12 protein-coding genes are annotated in these 8,288 nt (G+C 46.4%); 8 read left to right on the plus strand and 4 right to left on the minus strand.

Features of this window, described 5'->3' with window-relative positions:
* The first annotated feature begins 658 nt into the window (after positions 1 to 658).
* Complete coding sequence (locus tag ATB02_RS24850; RefSeq protein ID WP_000161640.1) at positions 659 to 1,468, plus strand: hypothetical protein; 810 nt, start codon at positions 659 to 661, stop codon at positions 1,466 to 1,468.
* 146 nt (positions 1,469 to 1,614) lie between these two features.
* Here ATB02_RS24850 and ATB02_RS24855 read toward each other — a convergent pair whose 3' ends face one another.
* The 4 genes from ATB02_RS24855 to ATB02_RS24870 form a co-directional block, all read right to left on the minus strand.
* Positions 1,615 to 2,037, minus strand: a complete 423-nt coding sequence (locus tag ATB02_RS24855; RefSeq protein ID WP_001151151.1) for a DUF977 family protein — start codon at positions 2,035 to 2,037, stop codon at positions 1,615 to 1,617.
* Between the two features lie 40 nt (positions 2,038 to 2,077).
* Positions 2,078 to 3,148 carry a hypothetical protein gene (locus ATB02_RS24860; protein ID WP_001262355.1) on the minus strand — a complete coding sequence of 357 codons (1,071 nt, stop codon included), beginning with the start codon at positions 3,146 to 3,148 and terminating at the stop codon, positions 2,078 to 2,080.
* 71 nt (positions 3,149 to 3,219) lie between these two features.
* Complete coding sequence (locus ATB02_RS24865) at positions 3,220 to 3,645, minus strand: toxin YdaT family protein (protein WP_000693883.1); 426 nt, start codon at positions 3,643 to 3,645, stop codon at positions 3,220 to 3,222.
* Positions 3,629 to 3,871, minus strand: coding sequence for a Cro/CI family transcriptional regulator (locus tag ATB02_RS24870; protein WP_000747951.1), 243 nt, complete (start codon positions 3,869 to 3,871; stop codon positions 3,629 to 3,631). The genes ATB02_RS24865 and ATB02_RS24870 overlap by 17 nt, the downstream gene beginning before the upstream one ends.
* A 391-nt stretch (positions 3,872 to 4,262) precedes the next feature.
* On the opposite strand from ATB02_RS24870, the gene ATB02_RS26295 reads away from it, so the two are divergent.
* From ATB02_RS26295 to ATB02_RS24910, 7 genes are all read left to right on the plus strand, one after another.
* Positions 4,263 to 4,601, plus strand: coding sequence for a LexA family protein (locus ATB02_RS26295; RefSeq protein ID WP_001397087.1), 339 nt, complete (start codon positions 4,263 to 4,265; stop codon positions 4,599 to 4,601).
* A 292-nt stretch (positions 4,602 to 4,893) separates the two neighbouring features.
* Entirely contained in the window at positions 4,894 to 5,049 is a 156-nt protein-coding gene (locus ATB02_RS24880; protein ID WP_000379575.1) for a DUF1391 family protein, read from the plus strand.
* Between the two features lies 1 nt (position 5,050).
* Positions 5,051 to 5,179, plus strand: coding sequence for a protein YdfB (gene ydfB / locus ATB02_RS26970; protein WP_000344964.1), 129 nt, complete (start codon positions 5,051 to 5,053; stop codon positions 5,177 to 5,179).
* A gap of 29 nt (positions 5,180 to 5,208) precedes the next feature.
* Positions 5,209 to 5,427 (plus strand): protein YdfC, encoded by a 219-nt coding sequence (ydfC, locus tag ATB02_RS24890; RefSeq protein WP_001171946.1) that lies wholly within the window; start codon positions 5,209 to 5,211, stop codon positions 5,425 to 5,427.
* A 567-nt stretch (positions 5,428 to 5,994) separates the two neighbouring features.
* Complete coding sequence (gene dicB / locus ATB02_RS24900; protein ID WP_097754128.1) at positions 5,995 to 6,174, plus strand: cell division inhibition protein DicB; 180 nt, start codon at positions 5,995 to 5,997, stop codon at positions 6,172 to 6,174.
* 5 nt (positions 6,175 to 6,179) lie between these two features.
* Positions 6,180 to 6,371 carry a DUF1482 family protein gene (locus tag ATB02_RS24905; RefSeq protein ID WP_001070255.1) on the plus strand — a complete coding sequence of 64 codons (192 nt, stop codon included), beginning with the start codon at positions 6,180 to 6,182 and terminating at the stop codon, positions 6,369 to 6,371.
* Positions 6,372 to 6,464: 93 nt separating this feature from the next.
* The coding region (locus ATB02_RS24910; protein ID WP_123059865.1) for a RecE family exodeoxyribonuclease at positions 6,465 to 8,288 on the plus strand (1,824 nt) is incomplete at its 3' end.

Raw genomic sequence — 8,288 nt, forward strand, 5'->3', positions numbered from 1 at the left:
TCAGGGCGATTAACATCGCCTTTTGCTGCTTCATAGCCTGCTTCTCCTTGCCTTTCGGCACGTAAGAGGCTAACCTAGATTTGCCGTTCATAGATTGAGCCTCAGATTAATGTTAAGCGTCTTGCAGGACGCGTAATGTTAACTGGGGCTTTTCTCTATCTGCCTTTGGTGTTCATGCCTGAGACAGATAGCCTCAAGCACCCGCAGCCATTCTACTTAACTCCCGTTACCTCGCCAATATAAAATCAATCAGAAAGGCGATCCATAAGAACAACAGCAAGACAATAAATTGCCATTACAGCTGCAATAGCCAGCGCACATTTGAGAACCAGCACGACAACCTCCTGTATTGGACGTACACCAGTCCTGATAAATATGAGGCTGTCTCATCATTGATGAGATACAACTATTGGGTATAGTTTCTGTGATTTTGTTCTGTAGAAATGGAACACAACAACCAGTCACCACCAGCACTTCTTTAAATACGCCAAGTCCGACGCAAGCTAACCTTCTAGTCCGCTTTGAGCGAAAAGCAGACTGTCACGCGTTGAAGTTAATTGTATTACTTAGATAAACACTATCATTTTCCTGACGTTAAGTTGTATCTTTGATAGGATTAAAAAACGTATAGATAGCTTATGCTACTGAGGGAATAAAAATGACGAAAATTAGTGAACGATGGAAGCACAATGGCATTACTGAAGGTTATTGCAATATTTGTGGGAAATATGGCTTGCTCACAAAAGATCATGTTCCTCCAAAGTGCGCCATAACCTTAGGCCCTGTTTTGCAGAAAACAGTTAGCGAATTTTTTGGTATTCAGGAACCAGTTAAACCATTAAATGCTAAAAATGGCTCTTATTTCAGAACCATTTGCAGCCACTGTAACAATAAGGTATTAGGTGGGCTCGATGTTGCAATTGAAAATGTAACAAAGTCCTTTAAAGAACAGTTAAGTCGATATATGAATGGTATGAATGTATATCCATTCATTAGAATACCTTTTGATAGCATATCTTTCACTAAGGCTATGATTGGGCACGTGCTATCAGCAACTTCAGTTGAAGATTGTAAAAAAGAACCCGTAGATAGCCCCTTCTATACACCTTTAAAGGATTATGTTTTGGGTAAAAATTCAAGTTTTGAGGAAACTCATGATATTTACTACTGGTTTTACCCACACAGAATGCACATATCCGCTCAAAGTGTAGCATTTATGAACGAAGGACATGTGGCATTTATTTGTGCTTTACATTTTTTTCCTATCGGTTTTATTATCACAATGAAAAATGAAGGAACATACCCTGCCCACTCTACAAAATTAGAACTTGAAGATAAATTCCTTACATTTAATATGACCTCTATAAATTATGAGTATACGACATTTCCATTTGTAAATCTTAAGGGAAACCAAATGTATGCGATAAGCAACGGTCATACTTGTGTGAGTTATCCAATAATTAAGTGACGGCTAAATCATACAATCTACGCATGTTCACTTTCTACATATACCATCTATAATGTCCGCTGTTGGCACAAAGTGGACAACCACGCTAGCTCTACCCTGTGCCACAAAATGTCAATTTGCATCTGAACTAATGCACTTTAATCTCGTCACTTCAATAAATACCGAACATCCCCCTGATAAAACGACAATATGCGCTGCATAACTTCGCTCTTCCGGCACTCGCGACAGATTATGTTTAGGCGACTGTCGTAGCGACGTATTTCTCCGTCAGGTAACGACCAGATAAGGTCCGGATCAACCACAACCGGTTTCTTCAGCTTTGCCCTCGATAATTTTTTGCGGGCATTTTGCCAGTCTTTACGAGCCTGTTCAGACGGGAATAACCCGTAGCCAGAATTGTATACATCGCCACTGGCAACCAGCTCTCTGGCCAGAACGCTCATCAGATATCTTGTTGCCCCAGTTTTAGCTTCCAGTTGTCGTAACGTCTCGCGCCCACTCTGGCGTACGAGTTCAAGAACCTGTCCTTTAATTTTTTCCCGCTCTTCTTGTGTAAAAACTTTTGCCACAAGCCCTCCTGAAAATTACCTCATGACCAGAAATTAACACTTACCCCCTGAAGCCCGGCGGAATTTCGTTATCCGGTTCAGAAATATGATTCACACAACGCTGGTTGTTCGTGCCGCTTACCGGGAGCAACCAGGGGTTCTCAAAATTCCGGTCCGGTCCAAAAAACGTCGTCGCTCGCTGAACAAATTCCGTTCCCGTTTTCCCGGTAGCCGCCAGGTATCTTGCGTAACGCCTCACACCATCCAGCATGGCCTCTGGTGGCACCCCCTCGCGTAATCTGGCCTTCCAGGCACTGAAAGCGGATTTCTTCGGGTTTGCCCCAGCACGCAACGGGTATTCCCGCCAGACCTGTTCGAACACATCCGGATAATCTACTCGTCCCACAGGCTGCCCGGTGTTTTCCGGGACTACCCGATCGGCTTCCCGCTGAATGGCGGAATCGGCTTCAGGCTGCTGCAGTTGGTGTGATTGCTCCGGCCTTGCGGTCATCACCTGCTGCACAGCGCCCGAATCGGCTTTCAGCGCATACGCTGAATCGGCTTCCGGTGTCGTGCCTGCTGGCTGACCAAGATTGACGGTCTGAACATCCCCTGCCTGGTTCGTGGCGTTTTTTACGCCATGGACCATAGTGTTTTGATCTTCTTGATCTGTATCTTTATCTGTATCTTTATCTGTCGTGACTCGTCGTGACATGTGCGTGACATTTCGTGACGCGCCGTGACAATCGCCATTTTGTTCCCGCTTTCTTTCCCTCTCTCGCTGCGCCCTCTTGCGCTCTGCAGGAGATTTTGCGGTTTGCGAAATATTGCCGTTGTCCTCTTTAAGCACCTGGCGTTTTTCCCATCCAGTGATTAAATCACCATCAAGTACCCGCCCCTGCATCGTCTGCAAAATTGAATCAATTACCTCTTCTGTCACGTCGAGCGCACTTGCCAAATCTTCTGTCGTGACATCAATGTGACCTCGCGTGACATTTCGTGACGCGCTCACCAGGAGGTGGATATACACTGCCATCACTGTTGCAATTGGCTGCCCTGACACCCTGGCAATTGTTCGCCACTTAGGGTCATTTGGCATGTCATGCCATAATCTGAGCCAAGCGTTAGCCATACTCACCTCTTCTGATACCGAATCTTTTTACTCACGAGTTGCCGGAAGCGATTCGATATGGCTATTGTCAGTCAATGTACTGCCACAGCATTTCCTGCCGGGCCACCACGGTTCATCTGATTGAAACCGGCGATTGCCACTGCGACAAAATCATCAGCGTCTCTCACCAATCGCTCCCGCGTCTCCACCAGCTCCCGAAAATAAGCTGAACTGTGGCTGCGCATTCTGGCCACCAGCAAAGGTGGCATTGCCTTTTCGATCGCTGGTAACAACGCCTGAATTTTTTCAACTGCATCAGGGGTGTCTTTCTCTACCCAGCGGAAAATTTTCTGGGTATTGCGAGCCAAGGCTTCCGGATGGCTGTCGTCATACAGTTCAGGAAACGTCATACCCAACTCAAAATAAGCCTGGGTTATTCCAGCTGCTGGAACTTTTTCGCCATCAGGACGCGCCCAGGCATTCATCGCCATGCGGATGTGTTCATGCTTGATTTTCATGAATCCCCCCTTGGTTAGAAGGCGGATTATGATCAGAACCGGGAATGACAACCGTCGGTATGTGTAACTCATATTTGAGCGCCCCGGCAGTGACTGCCTGAATTAGCAACGCCCATTTCCACGGAACCTCTTCCCCCCACATGCTGACTGTGGTTTTTGACGTTCCTAGAGCTGCGGCTGTTTTAACAACTCCGCCAAAATAGCCTAATACTTCTGATTTTTTCATGAGTCGCTCCATAAAACTGAACGCCAAAAGTTTAATAATCAAAACCAAAGAAAGTCAAGAAACAAAACCATCTGTGTTTTAAAATCAAAACATGAGCAAGCAAACAATATCTGAACGCATAACCCAACGTATGCATGCGCTAAACCTGAAAGGCAAAGACCTTGTCAATGCCACTGGCGCATCAAAAGGCTCCGTAAGTCAATGGATGAACGGTGGAGGAGCGCCGTCCTCGCGTTACATAAGTTCACTGGCAAAGATATTGAAAGTAAACGAAAATTGGCTTCTTAATGGAGGAGTGTTAAATACAGGTGATTCGCTTGATCTATCTTTACCGCCGATAAAAACGGTTCCGCTACTATCACTTCAGCAGGCAGCAAGCTGGAGTGATTATATGAAAAATTCCTCAATAACCTCTTGTGTGCAGCTTGTCGGAGAAATCCCGGCCAATACCTTTGCAGTTGTTCTAGAGAGTGACAGTATGTCAACATCTGGTGGGGGAGTTTCCATCCCAAATGGTTCAACAGTTTTTGTTGATCCCGATCGAACCGTACAACCAGGAAATATTGTCCTTGCCTTACCCAAAGGGACCACAACACCTGTCATTCGTAAACTGGAGATAGAAGGGCCGGATATTCTTTTAGTCCCCACAAATCCTCGCTACCCTTCAATTATGCTGGATGATCTATCTTGCATATTGGGCGTATGCTTTAAAATTCAACAAGATATTTAACCAACCTCATCTATTTGATTAACTGTATGCCATCGTGGTGATGGCTTAACAGCTGCCTGCTTAAAATGTTTTGATAAAAAAACATTGACCTGAAAAGTTCATTTTTCTAAACTTCATTCATTCCCTCACCCCACCCCACAGAATGCAGGGCAATACTTCGAGTTACCAGGCAGTGGTCAGGGGTTAAGTAGCCAGCCCGAGGCGTAAGAACATGACGGCAGGGTTCAACTTTAATAACTATGCAGCAGGTTTTTGTTCCGCTACCCCGGCGTTAAGGGGAAATGAGGTCAACATGGATACTATCGATCTTGGCAACAACGAATCTCTGGTGTACGGCGTGTTTCCCAACCAGGACGGCACATTCACCGCGATGACGTATACCAAAAGCAAAACGTTTAAAACCGAAAATGGTGCCCGTCGCTGGCTGGAAAGAAACTCAGGTGAGTGATATGGATTTCGACACAATCATGGAAAAGGCTTACGAAGAATACTTCGAAGGCCTTGCCGAAGGCGAAGAAGCTCTCAGCTTCAGTGAGTTTAAACAGGCGCTTTCCAGCTCGGCAAAATCTAACGGCTGATAAGCGAAGCAGCACCGCGAGGAATCAGTATGCAGAAACGAGAACCCGTCATCATCGCGCCAGACTATACCGATGATGAACTTTATGAGTGGATGCGCCAGAAAATTAATGCAGCGCAGGATCTGAAATGGGCCAATGAAGCCAGGGCTAAGCAGGCTGAAAATCTGTCCGCTCTGGAGCAGGATATCACCAGGCTGGAAAAAGCAGCGGCATTAAGCATTGCCAGAATGATTACATACCCGCGTTAATAGCTAACCAACGAAGCTAAGGTTGGTAATTAAGGAGTTCTCCACGGGTGAGGTGGAGTGCGTGCGCCGGACACGGGTGAGCATCCGGCACTGACAGTTTACTGAAAGGATATTTCCATGAAAAGTCAGACCATAACGCGAAAGCGCACGGCGAGGTAGCTGGTTCATAGATAGCCTGTCGTTAAATTTTCGTCGACCGTGCTCTTCCGGTTGTGGCACTCCGCGAAATGGCGCGGCGGTAAGTATGGCGGGGTTATTCCTTCCCCGTTGAGGACACCGGGTTGTCAGGTTGACCATACGCTTAAGTGACAACCCCGCTGCAACGCCCTCTGTTATCAATTTTCTGGTGACGTTTGGCGGTATCAGTTTTACTCCGTGACTGCTCTGCCGCCCTTTTTAAAGTGAATTTTGTGATGCGGTGAATGCGGCTAAGCGCACGCGGAACAGTTAAAACCAAAAACAGTGTTATGGGTGGATTCTCTGTATCCGGCGTTAATTGTTAACTGGTTAACGTCACCTGGAGGCACCAGGCACCGCATCACAAAACTCATTGTTGAGGGCGCGATAATGAAAACGTTATTACCAAACGTTAATACGTCTGAAGGTTGTTTTGAAATTGGTGTCACTATCAGTAATCCTGTATTTACTGAAGATGCCATTAACAAAAGAAAACACGAACGGGAGTTATTAAATAAAGTATGCATTGTTTCAATGCTGGCCCGTTTACGTCTGATGCCAAAAGGATGAGCACAATGAATCCAGTATTTGCACTTATTCTGACGGTTTTTCTTGTTTCCGGAGAGCCAGTTGATATTGCAGTCAGTGTTCACAGAACAATGCAGGAATGTATGGCAGCAGCAACCGAACAGAAAATTCCAGGCAACTGTTATCCGGTCGATAAAGTTATTCACCAGGATAATAACGAAATCCCGGCAGGATTTTAAAACAGCACCGTAATAAATATCCAGTTTCATTCTTATATGTCAGCAATGGCAGAGATTTGTTCACCCTTAAATCTGTGATGAGGTTTACCAATAATGAGCACTGATAAAGAAGAATTTGCACTATATTGCGAAGCAAAAAATGACAAAGTAAGAAAACGCCTAGGAATTAAAGGTGGTTTTTACTGGACTACAGCAAAAAAATTATCTGTTGCAATCTCCCGCTGCATTACCGCAATGGATGACAACGATTATGATGAAGACGACTTTAAAAAACCCGTCCGCGTCAATTTGCCCGTTGTTGACGACCTTCCGCCAGAAGGCGTGTTTGATACTGAATTCTGCAACCGCTATGAAAAAGGCGGGAAAGATGGCATCACAATGACATTTATCGGCCCTTCCCCCTCTGTTCAGGACAAACCAGCCAGCACTGACAATACCAACATCAACGGCGAAGACATGACTGAGATTGAGGAGAGCATGCTTCTGCCTGTCTCCGGTCAGGAACTGCCCATTCGTTGGCTTGCTCAACACGGCAGCGAAAAACCAGTAACGCACGTTTCACGCGACGAACTCCAGGCATTACACATTGCACGGGCTGAAGAACTACCGGCTGTTACTGCCCTGGCTATTTCGCATAAAACCAGTCTGCTCGACTCGCTGGAGATTCGCGACCTCCACAAACTGGTTCGTGACACTGACAAAGTTTTCCCTAATCCTGGTAATTCAGACCTGGGACTAATAACTGCTTTTTTCGAAGCATACCTGGACGCTGACTACACTGATCGGGGTCTGCTGACAAAAGAGTGGATGAAAGGAAATCGTGTTTCACGCATCACCCGCACGGCTTCCGGTGCTAATGCTGGCGGTGGGAACAAAACCGATCGCAATCCGAATTTAGTACACACCCTCGACACACTGGATGTGGAGATTGCAGCAGCCACACTTCCGATGGATTTTAATATTTATGAAATTCCGGGCAGCGTTTATCGTCGCGCAAAAGAAGTAGTTCTGAACAAAGAAAATCCGTTCAAAGAATGGTCCGCAGCACTTCGTGCAACCCCGGGTATTCTGGACTATTCCCGCGCCGCTATCTTTGCACTTATCCGAAGCGCACACCCTGAATTTTATCACTACCCGGGACGCCTTCAGGGGTATATCAACGCCTATTTGACGGAAACTGATCACGAGAACCCCAGCAAGGAAACTCTCACAGCTGCCCGGCATACGCCGGAAAAAGATATCCTGGAAGAAATTAACCGCGAGGTGGTTACTGAGCGTGAAACAGAAGAAGAAAAACCACAACCATCTGACGCAATGGCAGGTGAACAGGCAACAACTGAAACAATGGAACCGGATACAACTGAACATGGCCAGAACGCGCAGTCGCTGGATGCTCAGTCGCAGGTGAGTTCCGCTAACCAAGTAAAAGTCACCGCTGACGAAGTAAACAAAATTATGCAGGCAGCCAATATCAGCCAGCCTGACGCCGATAAGTTACTTGCTGTATCGCGTGGTGAATTTGTTGAGGGGATTAGCGACCCGAATGATCCGAAATGGGTCAAAGGGATCCAGACTCGCGATTCTGTGAACCAGAACCAGCATGAATCGGAACGGAACGACCAAAAAGCGGAACAAAACAGCCCAAATGCGTTACAAAACGAGCCAGAAACGAAACAATCCGAACCAGTGGCGCAACAGGAAGTGGAAAAAGTCTGCACCGCCTGCGGTCAGAGCGGTGGCGGCAACTGCCCTGATTGTGGTGCGGTGATGGGTGACGCAACATGCCTGGAAATATTCGATGGAGAGAATCAGCCTGAAGTTCAGGAAGATGATCCGGAGGAAATGGAAGGCGCTGAACATCCACACAAGGAGAACACTGGCGGCAATCAGCATCACGATAGCGATAATGAAACTGGC

This window comes from Escherichia sp. MOD1-EC5189 (assembly GCF_002966045.1).
GTDB lineage: Bacteria > Pseudomonadota > Gammaproteobacteria > Enterobacterales > Enterobacteriaceae > Escherichia > Escherichia coli_F.